The 17,120-nt window shown below is 64.5% G+C and carries 13 protein-coding genes; 9 read left to right on the plus strand and 4 right to left on the minus strand.

What is annotated here, in order from left to right; all coding sequences use genetic code 11:
• Nucleotides 1–143 precede the first annotated feature (143 nt).
• The 4 genes from moaE to ABKS89_RS24250 all read right to left on the minus strand — a co-directional run bounded on the left by moaE (nt 144) and on the right by ABKS89_RS24250 (nt 2,884).
• Nucleotides 144–596 carry a molybdopterin synthase catalytic subunit MoaE gene (gene moaE / locus ABKS89_RS24235; RefSeq protein WP_138216132.1) on the minus strand — a complete coding sequence of 151 codons (453 nt, stop codon included), beginning with the start codon at nt 594–596 and terminating at the stop codon, nt 144–146.
• 4 nt (nt 597–600) lie between these two features.
• Complete coding sequence (locus ABKS89_RS24240) at nt 601–849, minus strand: MoaD/ThiS family protein (RefSeq protein ID WP_138216131.1); 249 nt, start codon at nt 847–849, stop codon at nt 601–603.
• Nucleotides 846–1,337, minus strand: coding sequence for a cyclic pyranopterin monophosphate synthase MoaC (gene moaC / locus ABKS89_RS24245; protein ID WP_348587351.1), 492 nt, complete (start codon nt 1,335–1,337; stop codon nt 846–848). The genes ABKS89_RS24240 and moaC overlap by 4 nt, the downstream gene beginning before the upstream one ends.
• Before the next feature lie 155 nt (nt 1,338–1,492).
• Complete coding sequence (locus ABKS89_RS24250; RefSeq protein ID WP_017519020.1) at nt 1,493–2,884, minus strand: PhoH family protein; 1,392 nt, start codon at nt 2,882–2,884, stop codon at nt 1,493–1,495.
• A 506-nt stretch (nt 2,885–3,390) separates the two neighbouring features.
• Between ABKS89_RS24250 and yaaA the strand changes: the two genes are divergently transcribed.
• The 9 genes from yaaA (at nt 3,391) to ABKS89_RS24295 (ending at nt 16,970) form a co-directional block, all read left to right on the plus strand.
• Nucleotides 3,391–4,170 (plus strand): peroxide stress protein YaaA, encoded by a 780-nt coding sequence (gene yaaA / locus ABKS89_RS24255; RefSeq protein WP_348587353.1) that lies wholly within the window; start codon nt 3,391–3,393, stop codon nt 4,168–4,170.
• Nucleotides 4,171–5,549: 1,379 nt separating this feature from the next.
• Nucleotides 5,550–6,860 carry a GDP-mannose 6-dehydrogenase gene (gene algD, locus ABKS89_RS24260; RefSeq protein WP_348587355.1) on the plus strand — a complete coding sequence of 437 codons (1,311 nt, stop codon included), beginning with the start codon at nt 5,550–5,552 and terminating at the stop codon, nt 6,858–6,860.
• Nucleotides 6,861–6,962: 102 nt separating this feature from the next.
• Nucleotides 6,963–8,444 carry a mannuronan synthase gene (gene alg8, locus ABKS89_RS24265; protein WP_138216127.1) on the plus strand — a complete coding sequence of 494 codons (1,482 nt, stop codon included), beginning with the start codon at nt 6,963–6,965 and terminating at the stop codon, nt 8,442–8,444.
• 33 nt (nt 8,445–8,477) lie between these two features.
• Complete coding sequence (locus tag ABKS89_RS24270) at nt 8,478–9,650, plus strand: alginate biosynthesis protein Alg44 (RefSeq protein ID WP_081516168.1); 1,173 nt, start codon at nt 8,478–8,480, stop codon at nt 9,648–9,650.
• A 13-nt stretch (nt 9,651–9,663) separates the two neighbouring features.
• The gene (algK, locus tag ABKS89_RS24275) at nt 9,664–11,073 is read left to right on the plus strand and encodes an alginate biosynthesis TPR repeat lipoprotein AlgK (protein WP_348587356.1); all 1,410 of its coding nucleotides are present in this window, start codon (nt 9,664–9,666) and stop codon (nt 11,071–11,073) included.
• Nucleotides 11,074–11,174: 101 nt separating this feature from the next.
• Nucleotides 11,175–12,608, plus strand: coding sequence for an alginate export family protein (locus ABKS89_RS24280; protein WP_348587630.1), 1,434 nt, complete (start codon nt 11,175–11,177; stop codon nt 12,606–12,608).
• Nucleotides 12,609–12,712: 104 nt separating this feature from the next.
• Complete coding sequence (gene algG / locus ABKS89_RS24285; protein WP_138216200.1) at nt 12,713–14,395, plus strand: mannuronan 5-epimerase AlgG; 1,683 nt, start codon at nt 12,713–12,715, stop codon at nt 14,393–14,395.
• 10 nt (nt 14,396–14,405) lie between these two features.
• The gene (locus tag ABKS89_RS24290; RefSeq protein WP_138216125.1) at nt 14,406–15,818 is read left to right on the plus strand and encodes an alginate O-acetyltransferase; all 1,413 of its coding nucleotides are present in this window, start codon (nt 14,406–14,408) and stop codon (nt 15,816–15,818) included.
• A 36-nt stretch (nt 15,819–15,854) separates the two neighbouring features.
• On the plus strand, nt 15,855–16,970 hold the full coding sequence (locus ABKS89_RS24295; protein ID WP_348587632.1) for a mannuronate-specific alginate lyase: 1,116 nt from the start codon (nt 15,855–15,857) through the stop codon (nt 16,968–16,970).
• Nucleotides 16,971–17,120: the final 150 nt, after the last annotated feature.

Below are 17,120 nucleotides of genomic sequence, written 5' to 3' on the forward strand. Positions count from 1 at the left end.
CTGCCCCGGCTCGTGCGGGGCATCGCCGCTCAGCAGGGGCGGCGGATAAAGCGTTCCGCTTTATGCGCCCTACGCTGAGCGTTGGCACACCCCGTAGGGCGGATAACGCCTACGGCGTTATCCGCCATCCCGTGAATGGGAGATCAGCCCTTCCAGCGCTCGGCAGCCGCCTGGTCGCTGCAGCGGCCTTCGACCCAGCGCGGGCCTTCGGTGGTGTCTTCCTTCTTCCAGAACGGCGCGCGGGTCTTCAGGTAGTCCATGACGAAGTTGCAGGCGTCGAACGCGGCCTGGCGGTGGGCGCTCGCGGCACCGACGAAGACGATGGGCTCGCCCGGTTCCAGGCGGCCGATGCGGTGGAGGATCTCCAGGCGCAGCAGCGGCCAGCGCTCATTGGCCTCGACCTCGATCTTCGCCAGCGCCTTCTCGGTCATGCCGGCGTAGTGTTCGAGGAACATGCCGCCCACTTCGCGGCCATCATTGAAATCACGCACGTAGCCGACGAAGCCGACCACCGCGCCGACGCCGACGTTGGCGGCGTGCATCGCGTTGAGTTCGGCACCCGGATCGAACGCCGCCGGCTGGACGCGGATCGCCATGGGCTCAGCCTCCGGTAACGGTGGGGAAGAACGCCACCTCGTCGCCGTCGGCGAGGGGCTCGTCCAGGGAGCACAGCTCCTGGTTGCGCGCGCACATCAGGTTCTGCTCGCCGAGCACGTCCCAGACGCCGCCGCGCTCCAGCAGCAGGCGCCGCAGGTCGTCCAGGCTGGCCAGGGATTGGCTCCAGTTCAGCTGCTCGCCATCCAGGCCGAGGGCTTCACGATAGCGGGCGAAGTACTGCACGCGGATCATGGGGTGTCTCCCGCAACGCTTTCTGCAGCAACGTAGTGACCACTCTTGCCGCCGAGCTTCTCCAGCACGCGCACGCTGTCGATGGTCATGCCACGGTCCACGGCCTTGCACATGTCGTAGATGGTCAGCGCGGCGACGCTGGCGGCGGTCAGCGCTTCCATCTCCACACCGGTCTGCCCGGCCAGCTTGCAGCGGGCAACGATGTGCACGGTGTCTTCACCCTCGGCGGCCAGTTCGACCTTCACGCTGGTGAGCAGCAACGGGTGGCACAGGGGGATCAGGTCGTGGGTCTTCTTCGCCGCCTGGATGCCGGCGATGCGTGCCACGGCGAACACGTCGCCCTTGGGGTGGCCGCCGTCCTGGATCAGTTGCAGGGTGGACGGGAGCATGCGCACCCGGGCTTCGGCCACGGCCTCACGGGACGTCACCGCTTTTTCGGTGACATCGACCATGTTGGCGCGGCCCTGGGAATCGAGATGGGTCAGCACGGCTGGGAACTCTCCGGTGAATCAGGGGAACAGTGTACTCCCGGTGCGCGCAGCCGGCGGACCGGCGGAAGGCGCATTGGGGGGAGAATTGTATACAAGAAGAGGTAGGCGGGGCGTAAAGAAAAGGCCCGCCGGGTGGCGGGCCTTGGTTTGCGTTACATGTGGGCTTCGGCGAACTCCGCCAGCACCGAGCGCGGCACCCCTTGCAGGGTCACGTGCACGCCGTGGGGGAAGTCCTTGAAGCGTTCGGTCAGGTAGGTCAGGCCGGAGCTGGTGGCCGACAGGTAGGGGGTATCGATCTGCGCCAGGTTGCCCAGGCAGACCACCTTCGAACCGTTGCCCGCGCGGGTGATGATGGTCTTCATCTGGTGCGGGGTGAGGTTCTGGCACTCGTCGATCAGGATCAGGCTCTGCTGGAAGCTGCGGCCACGGATGTAGTTCAGTGATTTGAACTGCAGCGGCACCTTGCTGAGGATGTAGTCGACGCTGCCATGGGTGCACTCATCATCCGAATGCAGCGCTTCGAGGTTGTCGGTGATCGCGCCGAGCCAGGGCTCCATCTTCTCCGCCTCGGTACCGGGCAGGAAGCCGATATCCTCGTCCAGGCCCTGCACGCTGCGGGTCGCGATGATGCGCTTGTAGCGTTTGGTGACCATGGTCTGCTCGATGGCGGCAGCCAGGGCGAGGATGGTCTTGCCCGAGCCGGCGGCGCCGGACAGGTTGACCAGGTGGATGTCCGGATCGAGCAGCGCGTACAGCGCCAGCGACTGGTACACGTCGCGCGGACGCAGGCCCCAGGCTTCCTGGTGCAGCAGCGGTTCCTGGTGCAGGTCGAGGATGGTCAGCTCGTCCTGGTCGATGCCCTTGATCCAGCCGACGAAACCCTGCTCATCGACGATGAACTCGTTGATGTGCACCGCCGGCAGGTTGTCGGTGAGTTGCACGCGGTGCCAGGTGCGACCGCGGTCCTGGCGGGTCTCCACCTTGCTGACGCGGTCCCAGAACGACCCGCTCAGCGAGTGGTAGCCACGCGACAGCAGGTTGATGTCATCGACCAGCTGGTCGGTGTGGTAGTCCTCGGCGAATACCCCGCAGGCACGCGCCTTCAGGCGCATGTTGATGTCCTTGGTGACCAGCACCACGCGCTTGCTGCTATGGCGACTCTTCAGCTCCACCAGCTGGTTGATGATCTTGTTGTCGTTGAGGTGCTCGGGCAGCCAGGTGATCGGCTCGGCGCGCTTGCTCATGAGGATCGACAGGCTGCCGCACGGCCCGCTCTTGCCGCGCTGGATGGGCACGCCATCCTCTACCTGCTCGGGCGAGGCCTCGCCCAGCACCGAATCGATCAGGCGGATTGCCTGCCGGCATTCCGCGGCCACGGTGTGTTTTCCGGTCTTGAGCTTGTCCAGTTCCTCCAGCACCGTCATCGGGATCGCGACGTGGTGCTCCTGGAAGTTCAGCAAGGCGTTGGGATCGTGGATCAGGACGTTGGTGTCGAGGACGTACAGGGTGGGCTGGGTGGGGCGGGAGCGTCCGTGGTCATCCATACGCAGGTCACCTCTTGTAGGAGCGTTACGACGGAATGCCTTTACAGCGCTCCGCCGTGCGGTGAGCCACCGGCTCTCGGGCTCCTGGGATCGGCAGGATTCGAGAGCACTGCATACAAGGGACTGGCCGGGCCGGGGCCGCCACCTGTCTGCAGGGTTCGGCGGTCTACGACTCAACAAATACAGGAAAAAACATGACGATAAAAAGTCTTTTTCCTTCCTAGGAAAGTTTTTTTCGTCGTACGACGAAATACCTTGGCGGGGGCTCCGGACAGCGCTAGTTTTAGGAGTCCTACCCCTCGCAACGCCCTCCGCTTTTTTCGCAGAATCAGTCCCTTAGCCCCGCACGCAGTGTCTACCCCGGCACTTGCGCCGACTGTCCCCCGTTTCCCCGCCCGCCTATATAGATGTCGCCCCCACAACTCGCCCGACGCTAATCGTCCCCATAGGTGGAGCCAACGCCCGCGACTCCTTACAATCGCCGCTCGCTTGTAGGAGACCGCACGATGCTGATGGTGATTTCGCCCGCCAAGACCCTGGACTACGACACCGCGCCGGTGACGCAGCGCTTTACCCTGCCCGAGCACCTGGACGACGCCCAGGAGCTGATCGGCATCCTGCGGGAACTGGCCCCGGCGCAGATCGCCGAGCTGATGCACCTGTCGGACAAGCTGGCCGGCCTCAACGCCGCGCGCTTCGGCAGCTGGCACCCGGACTTCACCCCCGCCAACGCCAAGCAGGCCCTGCTGGCCTTCAAGGGCGACGTCTACACCGGCATGCAGGCCGAGGACTTCAGCGAAGACGACTTCGATTTCGCCCAGCGCCACCTGCGCATGCTCTCCGGCCTCTACGGCGTACTGCGCCCGCTGGACCTGATGCAGCCGTACCGCCTGGAAATGGGCACCAAGCTGACCAACGCCCGTGGCAAGGACCTCTATGCCTTCTGGGGCGAGCGCATCAGCGCCTGGCTGAACGAATCCCTGGCCAAGCAGGGTGACGACGTGCTGCTGAACCTGGCCTCCAACGAGTACTTCGGCGCGGTGAAGCGCAAGGCCCTGGACGCACGGGTGATCGACACCGAGTTCAAGGACCTGAAGAACGGCCAGTACAAGATCATCAGCTTCTACGCCAAGAAAGCCCGCGGGATGATGGCGCGCTACGTGATCAAGGAGCGCCTGACCAACCCCGAGGGCCTGAAGGACTTCAACTACGCGGGTTACGCCTACAGCGCCGAGCACTCCAAGGCCGACCAGCTGGTGTTCCTGCGCGACCACGCCGAAGACTGACTCGCCGGATCTGCGGCACCAAACGGGAGCCCTGAGGGCTCCCGTTTTTGTTTGCGAGCACAGAACCTGTGGGGCGCCCTCCAGTCATGATCGCGGGCCTGTAGCGTCGACCGGGAAACATCGGTGCTGGGCGGTTCGCGAGCAAGCTCGCTCCTACGGGGGATTCGGAGCGGAGCGGTTCGTAGGGCGCATAACGCGCCAGCGTTATCCGCCGTTGTGGCAGCGGCGGATAACCCGTTCCGGGTTATTCGCCCTACGCAAGCACCGGCTCTCGCTTTTGCTCTTGAGGTCTTCCGCACGCGCCGAGTGCCCCGTTCAGGAGGCCTCGTTGAAGCGGCGCTGGAACACCCAAGCCAACACAGCAGACCTGAAACACCAGGAGCAAAAGAAAGCGTCGGCCCTGCCGACGGATCGCGGGCGTGGCCCGCTCCTACAGGGTGCGATTGCCCGTGTCGCTTCGCCTCTGTTTTGCGCCCTGAATCCCCGCTGATTCCAAGTGGCCTGTAAGCCATTGACCATGGAACTACCCGGTCACGGGTGGCGGATCTGTACGTTTCCTGCCCAAAACACCCCCTGAAGACCACAAGCGCCAAAGGGTCAAAATGACCGTTCGTCTGCTTCAGGATTAATCGTGAGAAAATTTTTCGACCGCCCGGACCGGTCGGAAGGATGGAAATCGTCCTGATTCGCCCCCTCCCTTGTAATCCATTGGCCATTAACAGCCTTTGGCCATGACATGCATTTCACGATTGCACTTTGCAAGAGTGAAAGCTGAACGGCAGCTGAACGAATGTCTTGACGACGATACACGGTCGTTTTTAACGAAAAATTCAATGGAACTTTATTCAATCATGCACTTTGCACTAAGCAAAGCGCCGTGCAATTTGCCATTAACTCAGCACCAAGTGATATCAATTGGATATTTCACATTCTTTCAGGGGCGGGATGGGCGGAAGGAACTAACCGCATTTCGGATAAATCCTATTTGCGCAACGACCATCGTTGGCGAAACAGAAATGCCCCGATGGAAATTGGAGTTTTGCTTCCAAGGTTATTTCGATCAGTTCTTTTCGATTCATCCTTGAAACGCAACCCAATGAAATAACTGAACTTTTCAGATGACGAGGCAATCATCTAACCAGACTGGAGCACGCCAGGCAGACACTGCACCAACTTTGCAATCTGCCTGAAACATAACAGGGCAAACATCCAAAGTTTGCGCCAAAACCGTGCTCGAAAGTTTAGCACTCGATTCCCATGCCTGCCTGGAAGGAAGTACGGAGAACACTTCAACAGTGAACTCCGGGGACTCTTGCAACCTGAATAAATCGCCCTACCGGGCAACTTTAAACAGTTCGACCATTGAAGAGGTGAATGCGATGCGTATCAGCATCTTTGGTCTTGGGTATGTTGGCGCAGTATGTGCCGGCTGCCTGTCCGCACGGGGCCATGAAGTCGTTGGGGTGGATGTGTCCACCACCAAGATCGATCTGATCAACAACGGGAAATCGCCCATCGTCGAGCCGGGCCTGGAGCCTCTGCTGCAGCAGGGCATCCGCACCGGTCGCCTGTCGGGCACCACCGACTTCAAGAAGGCCGTACTGGACACCGACGTGTCGTTCATCTGCGTCGGCACCCCGAGCAAGAAGAATGGCGACCTGGACCTGGGCTACATCGAGTCCGTCTGCCGCGAGATCGGCTATGCCATCCGCGAGAAGAAGGAGCGCCACACCGTGGTCGTGCGCAGCACCGTGCTGCCGGGCACCGTGAACAACGTGGTGATCCCGATCATCGAGGACTGCTCGGGCAAGAAAGCCGGCGCCGACTTCGGCGTGGGCACCAACCCAGAATTCCTGCGCGAATCCACCGCGATCAAGGACTACGACTTCCCGCCCATGACCGTCATCGGCGAGCTGGACAGCCAGACCGGCGACCTGCTGGAAGAAATCTACCGTGAGCTGGACGCGCCGATCATCCGCAAGACCATCGAGGTCGCCGAGATGATCAAGTACACCTGCAACGTCTGGCACGCCGCCAAGGTCACCTTCGCCAACGAGATCGGCAACATCGCCAAGGCCGTCGGCGTCGACGGTCGCGAAGTGATGGACGTGATCTGCCAGGACCGCAAGCTGAACCTGTCGCGCTACTACATGAAGCCCGGCTTCGCCTTCGGCGGCTCCTGCCTGCCCAAGGACGTGCGCGCCCTCACCTACCGCGCCAGCCAGCTGGACATCGAGCACCCGATGCTCGGCTCGATCATGCGCAGCAACCAGCACCAGGTGCAGAAGGCCTTCGACATCATCGCCGCCCACGGCAGCCGCAAGGTCGGCCTGCTCGGCCTGTCGTTCAAGTCCGGCACCGACGACCTGCGCGAAAGCCCGCTGGTGGAACTGGCCGAGATGCTCATCGGCAAGGGCTACGAGCTGCAGATCTTCGACCGCAACGTCGAGTACGCCCGCGTCCATGGCGCGAACAAGGAGTACATCGAATCGAAGATACCGCACGTCTCCTCGCTGCTGGTCTCGGACCTGGACGCGGTCGTGAAGTCCTCCGACGTCCTGGTCCTGGGCAACGGTGACGAGCTGTTCGTCGACGTGGTGAAGCAGGCGCCCGAAGGCAAGAAGGTCGTCGACCTGATCGGCTTCATGCCCAGCGTCAGCGACGAGCGCGCCGAAGGCATCTGCTGGTAAGCCGCCGGCTCCTGTAGGAGCGCGCCATGCGCGCGATCGCGGGCATGGCCCGCTCCTGCAGGGGCACCCCACTTCCCCAGAAGCGACAGACGGATTTCGACGATGGAAACCTACAAACGAGTCATCGGTGAAGCCACCGGCTGGCTGGTCTTTCTCGGCCTGCTGATGCTGCTGGCACTGCTCGTGCCGCCGACCGTATTCGACGCCGAATCCAAGGACTTCCTGCTGCTCATCGGCGCGGTCGGCATCTGGCGCTATTCCATGGGCGGCCTGCACTTCCTGCGCGGCATGCTGTTCCTCTACGGGGTCTACCCGCACTACCGCCGCAAGATGCGCAAGCTCGGCGAGGCGGCCGACCCGTCCCACGTCTACCTGATGGTCACCAGTTTCCGCATCGACGCGCTGACCACCTCGATGGTCTATCGCTCGGTCATCGAAGAGGCCATTGCCTGCGGCTACCCCACCACCGTGGTGTGCTCCATCGTCGAGATGTCCGACGAGGTGCTGATCAAGCAGCAGTGGCAGAAGCTCAACCCGCCGGAGCACGTCGACCTCGATTTCGTGCGCATCCCCGGCACCGGCAAGCGCGACGGTCTGGCCCACGGCTTCCGCGCCATCTCCCGCCACCTGCCGGACGAAGACGCGGTGGTCGCGGTGATCGATGGCGACACCGTGCTCGAACCGGGCGTGGTGAGAAAGACCGTGCCCTGGTTCAAGCTCTTCCCCAACGTCGGTGGCCTGACCACCAACGAATTCTGCGAAGTGCAGGGCAGCTACGTGATGAGCGAGTGGCACAAGCTGCGCTTCGCCCAGCGCCACATCAACATGTGCTCCATGGCCCTGTCCAAGCGCGTGCTGACCATGACCGGGCGCATGTCGGTGTTCCGCGCCGCCGTGGTCACCGACCCGGACTTCATCACCGACGTGGAAAGCGACCACCTGGACCACTGGCGCCTGGGCCGCTTCCAGTTCCTCACCGGTGACGACAAGTCCAGCTGGTACAGCCTGATGCGCCTGGGCTACGACACCTTCTACGTGCCCGACGCGGCGATCAACACGGTCGAGCACCCGCCGGAGAAGAGCTTCATCAAGGCCAGCCGCAAGCTGATGTTCCGCTGGTACGGCAACAACCTGCGGCAGAACTCCCGCGCCCTCGCCCTGGGCCCGCAGCGCCTGGGCTGGTTCACCAGCGTGGTGCTGTTCGACCAGCGCCTGTCGATGTGGACCTGCCTGCTCGGCCTGGTCGCCGCGATCATCGCCAGCATCAAGTACAGCATCGCCTTCCTGCTCATCTACCTGCTGTGGATCGGCATCACCCGCTTCGTGCTGACCCTGCTGCTGTCGCTGTCGGGCCACCACATCGGGCCGGCCTACCCCGCGATCCTCTATTACAACCAGATCGTCGGTGCCCTGGTGAAGATCTACGTGTTCTTCCGCCTCGACCAGCAGTCGTGGACCCGCCAGAACACCAAGCTCGACCGCGGCCTGGCCAGCTTCCAGCGCTGGTTCAACACCTGGTCCTCGCGAGCCATGACCTTTTCCGCGGCCAGCGTTTTCGTCGCCGTACTGCTGACCATCGTCTGACCCGACTTCTATTTACGAACAGGACTCGACCTCATGAATACCGCCGTCAACGTCAATGTCGTGCACGAATCCGAAGCCCAGCGCCAGCACGCCCGGGTCAAGCTGCCCGCCCGTATCCGCTACATCGGATCCCACCGCGAGGGCGTCGACGCCCGCCTGCTGGACCTGTCCGCCGGCGGCTTCGCGTTCACTTCCGCGAACAACACCCCGGTGCAGGTCGGCGACCTGCACAAGGGCAAGCTGCTGTTCCAGATCGACAGCATCAGCTTCTCCCTCGAAGTGGAATTCCAGGTGCGCTCCTATGATCGCGAAAGCGCCCGCGTCGGCTGCGAATTCCAGCACCTGAAGCCGCGCGAGATCGCCGCCCTGCGCTACCTGATCACCTCCTACCTGGCCGGTGAAGTGGTGAGCGTGGGCGACATGCTCAACACCCTGCAGCGCGAGAACTTCACCAAGGCCCGCAAGCACGGTGCAGGCTCCGGCGGCATGGGCTTCTTCGGCCGCTTCCGCGCGGTCACCGTGAGCACCGCGATCTTCGTGGTCGGCGTCGGCGCCTTCGCGGTGATCCTCAACCAGATCTACAACCTGTACTTCGTCACCCATGCCGACTCGGGCGTGGTCAGCGTGGCCAACCAGCAGATCACCATGCCCCGCGAAGGTACCGTGGAAAGCCTGGTGGAGCCCGGCGCCGAAGTCGCCAAGGGCGCGCCGATCGCCTCCTTCTCCGCCAACCTGCTGGACCTGCTCAAGGGCAACCTGACCGAAGAACAGCTCAACCCGAGCAACATCGAGAAGCTCTTCGGCCACCAGATGAAGGGCACCCTGACCAGCCCGTGCGACTGCCGCGTGGTCGAGCAGCGCGTCGCCAACGGCCAGTTCGCCAACAAGGGCGACGTGATCTTCACCCTGACCCCGCGCGACAGCCTGGCCACCGTCGAAGCACGCTTCCCCTACCGCAACGCCGCTGAACTGTCTCCGGGCACCCACGTGAACTTCCAGGTCGCCGGCGACAGCGAAGTGCGCGGCGGCCGCATCCTGCGCACCGCGCCGGTGGACGGTGACCTGTCCTCGGAAATCCGTGTGCAGATCACCCCCGACCAGCCGCTCGACAGCCAGATGGCTGGCCGCCCGACTGAAGTCAGCATAGGCGGCCTGCCGGGCCGCACCCTGCTGAACAAGGCGATGGCCCTGGCCACCGCCCGCTAAGAGGACTGCCCGCATGAATCGACCTGTCCTGCGACACGCCCCGCACCTCGGCCGACACATTGGATTGGCACTGGCCATCGCTGCAGCGGCCGGTTGCGCCGGCCTGCCTGACCAGCGCCTGGCCCAGGAAGCCCTGGACCGCGGCGACATCGCCACCGCCCAGGCCAACTTCCAGGCCCTGGCCACCATGGGTTACGCCGACGCACAGGTCGGACTGGCCGACATGCAGGCCGCCACCGGCGACCCCGACGAACAGGCCCGCGCCGAAAAGCTCTACCGCGAAGCGGCCGAGAGCTCCCCGCGCGCCCGCGCCCGTCTGGGCAAGTGGCTGGCGGCCAAGCCCGGCGGTACCGACGCCGAGCACCGCGAAGCCGAGCAACTGCTGAACCGCGCCTTCAACGAAGGCGAGGACAGCGCGCTGGTTCCGCTGATCGTCCTCTACCTGCAGTACCCGCAGGCCTGGCCGAACGTGAACCCGCAGCAGCGCATCGACCAGTGGCGCGCCCAGGGCCTGCCGCAGGCGGACCTGGCGCAGATCATCCTGTACCGCACCCAGGGCACCTACGACCAGCACCTCAGCGAAGTCGAGCAGGTCTGCCAGCGTTGGCTGAACCGCATGGACGTGTGCTGGATGGAACTGGCCACCGTGTACCAGAAGCAGGGCAACGCGGATAAGCAGAAGGCCCACATCGAAGCGCTCAAGGCAGGCTGGAAGGCCGGCCGCGTACCGTCCGAGCGCGTCGAATCGGTGGCCGGCGTGCTGGCCGACCCGAACATCGGCACCGCCGACCCGCAGGCCGCACAGGCGCTGCTCAACGAGATCGCGCCGACCTACCCGGCCGCCTGGGTCAGCCTCGCCAAGCTGCAGTACGACAACCCCGACCTGGGCGACCTGGACCAGATGCTCGACTACCTGAAGAAGGCCCAGGACGCCGCCCAGCCCCGCGCCGAGCTGCTGCTCGGGCGCCTCTACTACGACGGCAAGTGGGCCCCGCAGGAACCGCAGAAGGCCGAGCAGCACCTGCTCAAGGCCGCCGCCACCGAGCCCCAGGCGCACTACTACCTGGGCCAGATCTACCGCCGCGGCTTCCTCGGCCAGGTCTACCCGCAGAAGGCCGTGGACCACCTGATCATCGCCGCCCGCGCCGGCCAGGCCAGCGCCGACATGGCCCTCGCCCAGCTCTATTCGCAGGGTCGCGGCATCCGCCCGAACCTGGTCAACGCCTACGTCTTCGGCGAGCTCGCGCAGCGCCAGCAAGTGCCCACCGCCAGCGACCTGATGGCGCAGATCGAACCGCAGATCCAGCCGGCCGACCGCAGTGCGGCCCAGCAGTTGCTCAAGCGTGAAGAACAGGCTCGCGGCGCCAACTGGCAAGCCACCGTCAGCCTTCTGCAGAACAACCAGGAACAAGAAAATCTATGAAGCGCACCGACCCGATGACCACACCGCTGTTTGCTCTCGTCGATGGAGTTCAGCCGCGCGCTCTGGCTTCCGCTGTCCGCCGCGCCCGCCTGTTCCCCGCCATGCTCGGCGTTGGCCTGAGCCTCGCCGGCACCCTGTTCGGCAGCCTCGCCCACGCGGCAGAAGAGCCACCGAAGAACTTCGGCCTCGACATCAAGGTGACCGCCGAATCCGAGGACGACCGCGACCTGGGCACCGCCCGTGGCGGCGACCTCAACGGTATCGGCCTGGACGTGCGCCCCTGGGCCTTCGGCCAGTGGGGCGAGTGGAGCGCCTACGTGATGGGCCAGGCAGTCGCCGCCACCGACACCATCCAGACCGACACCCTGCAGAACGACGACGTCAACAACACCAGCAGCAGCGGCAACGACAACAAGCGTGAGCCCGACGATGCCTACCTCGCCCTGCGCGAGTTCTGGGTGGACTACGCCGGCCTCACCCAATACCCCGGCGAGCACCTGCGCTTCGGTCGCCAGCGCCTGCGCGAAGACAGCGGGATGTGGCAGGACACCAACATCGAAGCGCTGAACTGGACCTTCGACACCACCCTGCTGCGTGCCCACCTCGGCGCCGCCCAGCGCTTCTCCGACTACCGCACCGACATCACCGACCTCGCGCCGGAGGACAAGGACCGCACCCATGTGTTCGGCGATATCTCCACGCAGTGGATGCCTCAGCACTGGGTCGGCCTGCGCCTGCACCACTCCGATGACAGCGGCAGCCTGCCGGACCCGGGCGACACCGTCGACTCGCTGGACAAGCGTTCCACCGGCGACCTCACCTGGGTCGGCATCGAGGCCAACGGCGACGGCTACAACTGGCGCTCGCAGATGCCCATCAACTACTGGGCCAGCGCCACCTGGCTGACCGGCAACCGTGACCGCCTGACCACCGTCCCGGTGAACGGCGAGCGGGTCGCTGCCGGCAAGCAGAGTGGCGACGTGGATGCCTACGGTGCCGACCTCGGCCTGCGCTGGAACATCGACGAGCAATGGCGCGTCGGCGGCGCCTATGCCCGAGGCAGTGGCGGCGGCAAGAACGGCGAAGACCAGTTCGAACAGACCGGCCTTGAGAGCAACCGCTCCAACTTCACTGGCACCCGCGCCCGCGCGCACCGCTTCGGCGAGGCGTTCCGTGGCGAGCTGTCGAACCTCGAGGCCGCCACCCTGTTCGGCTCCTGGCAGCTACGCGACGACTACGACGCCAGCGTCATCTACAACAAGTTCCGCCGCGTGGACAGCGACTCGGACATCGGCAGCAGCGGCATCACCGCTCCGCTGGTCAACGACTCCAAGGACATCGGCCAGGAAGTCGACCTCGTCGTCACCAAGTACTTCAAGCAGGGCCTGCTGCCGGCCTCCATGAGCCAGGCGATCGACGAACCGTCGGCGCTGATCCGCTTCCGCGGCGGCGTATTCAAGCCCGGCGACGCCTACGGCAGCCACGTCGACTCGACCATGCACCACGCCTTCGTCGATGTGATCTGGCACTTCTGAGGACTGTAGCGATGACCCTCCACCCGATTCCCAAGCTCGCCCTGCGCCGCACTCGCTGCGCGGCCGGGTATCCGGTGGGGGCCCGCGCGCAAGGAGACACGGCCATGAACCGCCACCCGATACACGCCCTGCCGCTGACCGCCCTGCTGCTCGGCGGCCTGCTCAGCGCCAGCGCACCGGCCTGGGCGGCGCAACCCGCGGCCAAGGCCGAAGCCAGCGCTGCCCATGCGAAGAAGGCCGACGCCGCGAAAGCCGAAGCCGGCAAGACCGTCGAGGGCGAAAAGGCACCGGCAGAACAACCGGGCAACGAGCCGGGCCATACCCAGACGCTGAAGGAATCCGGCAACTACACCGTTACCGCAGCTCCCAGCGAGCCGCTGCACCTGGAGCCGCCCAAGCTGCCCGACCTCACCGGCTACACCGCCGAGGCGGTGGAGAAGAAGATCGAGCGCAACAAGCGCGGCAAGGCGCAGGTCCAGCGCATGGTCCAGCAGCAGCCGCTGAAGGAATTCACCGGCGGCAAGAACCGTCTCGCCGAGTGGGTGAAGCGCCAGCGCCAGATGCCCCAGGCAATCTTCATCGACGGCGGCTACGTCAACCTCGCGGAGCTGGCCGGCAAGTTGCCCAAGACCGCGCTGGAGCAGGTCGAACCCGGCGTCTACATCGCCCGCCTGCCCATCGTCGTCAGCCAGGGCGCGACCCTGGAGATCGACGGCAAGGTCAAGGAACTGCGCCTGTCCCAGGACCGCGGCGCGTTTCTGGTCAACGACGGCAAGCTGTTCGTGCGTGACACCAGGGTCACCGCCTGGAACGAGGCGAAGAAGGAACCGGCCTGGTACAAGACGCCCAACGAGTTCCGCCCCTTCCTGATCTCCTGGGGTGGCGCCGAGGCGTACCTGGTGAACAGCCACTTCACCAGCTTCGGCTACAACGCTTCCAAGGCCTACGGCATCTCCATCTCGCAGTACAGCCCGGGCATGGACAAGACCATGAAGCGCCCGCGCCCCAAAGGCTGGGTGATCGGCTCGACCTTCGAGGACGCCTGGTACGGCTTCTACTGCTACGAGGCCGACGACCTGGTGGTGCGCGGCAACACCTACAAGAACAACATCGTCTACGGCATCGACCCGCATGACCGTTCGCATCGCCTGATCATCGCCGAGAACACCGTCTACGGGACGAAGAAGAAGCACGGCATCATCGTTTCCCGTGAGGTCAACGACAGCTGGATCATCCACAACAAGACCTACGACAACCACCTCTCCGGGATCGTCCTCGACCGTAATTCCGAGCGCAACCTGGTGGCCTACAACGAGGTTTATCGCAACCACTCCGACGGCATCACCCTCTACGAGTCGGGCGACAACCTCATCTACGGCAACCAGGTGCTGGCCAACCTGCGCCACGGCATCCGCATCCGTAACAGCGTGAACATCCGCCTGTACGAGAACCTCGCGGCCGGCAACAAGCTGATCGGCGTCTACGGCCACATCAAGGACCTGTCCGACACCGACCGCAACATCGACCTCGATCCCTTCGACACCAAGGTCTCGCTGATCGTGGTCGGCGGCAAGCTGGCCGGCAACGGCTCGGGCCCGCTGTCGGTGGATTCACCGCTGTCGCTGGAGCTCTACAAGGTGGCCATGCTCGGCCCGACCAAATCCTCCGGCATCTCCTTCAACGGCGTGCTCGGCGAGAAGCAGGACCAGATCCTGGACCTGCTGGTGCGCCAGCAACGCGCGGTGCTGATCGACCCCGTCGAAAGCCAGGCCGAACTGCAGAATTGAGGACCGACAAATGAACAAACTGACCATCAACCTGCTGCGCCTGTCGGGCCTCACCGCCGCCCTGCTGCTCGCCCACCAGGCCAGCGCCGCCGATGCGCCGAACTACTCCGCGCAGCCGGCCGCCGGGCTGTGCCCCACTGCCGCCGACAACGCGGCGTACAACACCAAGTACCTGGGCTTCTTCACCCATCTGGTGCCGGCCCAGGAAGACTGGCTGTTCCGTACCACCTACGACCTGCGCACCGACTTCGGCACCAGCGCCGAAGGCTGGCGCGAGCTCAAGCAACTGCGCGACGAACTCAAGCGCAAGGGCATCGACCTGGTCGTCGTCTACCAGCCCACCCGTGGCCTGGTGAACCGCGAGAAGCTCAACCCGCAGGAGAAGGCCAGCTTCAACTTTGACCTCGCCAAGCAGAACTACCAGGCGGCCATCGCCCAGTTCCGCAAGGCCGGCATCTACACCCCGGACTTCTCGCCGCTGTTCGACGAGAAGGAAGAGCACCCGTACTACTTCAAGGGCGACCACCACTGGACGCCATACGGCGCCATGCGCAGCGCGAAGATCGTCGCCGAGACCCTGAAGGAAATCCCCGCCTACAACGACATTCCCAAGAAGGAATTCGAGAGCAAGCGCGTGGGCCTGCTGTCCAAGCTGGGCACCTTCCACAAGGCCGCCGCGCAACTGTGCGGCAGCAGCTACGCGCCGCAGTACGTCGACCGCTTCGAGACCGAACCGGTGGGCGACTCCGGCGGCGGCGACCTGTTCGGTGAAGGCGGCGATGCCCAGGTCGCGCTGGTCGGCACGTCCAACAGCGGCCCGGCGTACAACTTCGCGGGCTTCCTGGAGCAGTACGGCAAGGTCGACATCCTCAACAACGCCGTGTCCGGCGGCGGCTTCGACAGCTCCCTGCTGGCCTACATGACCAGCAAGGAATTCCACGACAAGCCGCCGAAGATCCTCGTCTGGGAGTTCGCCACCCACTACGACATGGCGCAGAAGAGTTTCTACCGCCAGGCCATGCCACTGGTGGACAACGGCTGCGCCGACGGCAAGCCGGCCATCAGCCGCAAGGTCAAGCTGCACGCGGGCAGCAACGAGGTGCTGCTCAACAGCGGCGCCCTGCCGATCCGTTCGGGCAGCTACACCGCCGACGTCACCTATTCCGACCCCGGCGTGCACGAGCTCAAGAACACCATCTGGTACATGAACGGTCGTCGCGAGCAGCTGAAGATCGAGCAGTCCAAGGCCGTGGATACCGGCGGACGCTACGTCTTCGAACTGCGCAACGACGAAGACTGGTCGAACCAGCAGTTCCTCTCCCTGGAAATCGAGGCGCCGGACGACATGCCGGCGGGCCTGGAAGTCGAGGCCAAGCTCTGTCAGACGCCCAAAGCCAAGTCGGCCGACGTGGCCGCCAACTGACGCGAGGGAGTGAATTCCATGCCCAGCCTACGCAAGATCAAGACCCCCGTGGTCGCCCGCATCGGCCTGACCATCGCCGTGCTCGGCGCCCTGTTCGGTGGCGAGAGCGCCACCTATGCCGCCGACCTGATGCCGCCACCGGGCTACTTCTCCGCCGTTGGTGACAAGGGCAGCAAGAAGGACGCCGACAGCTGCCCCACCGCGCCGACGCCGTACACCGGCAGCCTGCAGTTCACCAGCAAGTACAAGGGCTCGGACTCGGCGCGCTCGACGCTGAACGCAGACGCGGAGAAAGAGTTCCGCAGCCAGATCAAGGACATCACCGACATGGAGCGCGGCGCCACCAAGCTCATCACCCAGTACATGCGCAGCGGCAACAAGGGCGACCTGGACTGCGCGATGAGCTGGCTGGATTCGTGGGCGAAGGCCGGTGCGCTGGAAAGCAGCGACTACAACCACACCGGCAAGTCCATGCGCAAATGGGCGCTGGGCAGCCTGTCCTCCTCCTACATGCGCCTGAAATTCTCCAGCAGCCGTCCGCTGGCCTCCTATGGCGAGCAGTCGAAGGAGATCGAGAACTGGTTCAGCACCCTGGGCAGCCAGGTGGTGCGCGACTGGAGCGACCTGCCGCTGAAGAAGATCAACAACCACTCCTACTGGGCCGCCTGGTCGGTGATGTCCACCGCCGTGGTGACCAACCGCCGCGACCTGTTCGACTGGTCTGTGCAGGAGTTCAAGGTCGCCGCCAACCAGGTGGACAACGACGGCTACCTGCCCAACGAACTCAAGCGCCGCCAGCGCGCCCTGTCGTACCACAACTACTCGCTGCCGCCGCTGACCATGATCGCCGCCTTCGCCCAGGTGAACGGCGTCGACCTGCGCCAGGAAAACAACGGCGCCCTGCAGCGCCTGGCCAACCGCGTGATGCAAGGCGTGGACGACCAGGACGCGTTCGACGAGAAGACCGGCAACGACCAGGACATGGGCGACCTGAAGGAGAACAGCAAGTTCGCCTGGCTGGAACCCTACTGCGCGCTCTACAGCTGCGCGCCGAAGACCCAGGACTGGAAGAGGAAGATGGAGCCGTTCAACAGCTTCCGCCTGGGGGGTGAAGTGACCAAGGTTTTCAACCGTCAGGGGGCGGGGAGCTGAAGCGGCGCCCGTCTCCTTGAGAAACCACGGCGGATAACGCTTCGCGTTATTCGCCCTACCAGAGCAGAACGGCAACCAGCGAAACACCGAGCCATCCGGCAACGCCGGACGGCCCCCTCTCCCCCCGGGAGAGGGCTGGGGTGAGGGCAA

Origin of the sequence: Pseudomonas sp. LABIM340, assembly GCF_040017195.2 — a bacterium.
Lineage (GTDB): Bacteria > Pseudomonadota > Gammaproteobacteria > Pseudomonadales > Pseudomonadaceae > Pseudomonas.